This is a genomic window from Streptomyces sp. P9(2023), assembly GCF_032436795.1.
In the GTDB taxonomy this organism is placed as follows: Bacteria; Actinomycetota; Actinomycetes; order Streptomycetales; family Streptomycetaceae; genus Streptomyces.
The window spans coordinates 1-253 of record NZ_JAUPWM010000666.1 but is presented as its reverse complement, the minus strand read 5'-3'; the positions used below and the strand labels follow the sequence as shown (position 1 = coordinate 253).

Sequence of the window (253 nt, the reverse complement as noted above, 5' to 3'; positions counted from 1 at the left end):
ATCGCCGCCCTCGCCCACCGGCCGCAACCGGGCCAGCGCATAGGTCTTGATCGGCTTGCCCGCGACGGATCGGGGCAGATCAAGCGGCACCACCTCGATGCGGCCCGAGCAGACCGGGCCATCGGCCAGATAATGCCCGGTCTTGGCCGCCTCGAAGGTCACGGTCAGCGCGGCGCGGGGGCGCCCGCTCTCGGCAGTCTCGGCGCGAAAGCGCCCGCTCTCAAGGCTCAGCCCGCTCAGCCCGTCCACGGCG

The 253-nt window shown here is 72.7% G+C and carries 1 protein-coding gene; it reads right to left on the bottom strand.

Translation table 11 applies throughout. The features are described from left to right. The coding region (locus Q5762_RS39060; RefSeq protein WP_315897068.1) for a hypothetical protein at nt 1-253 on the bottom strand (253 nt) is incomplete at both ends.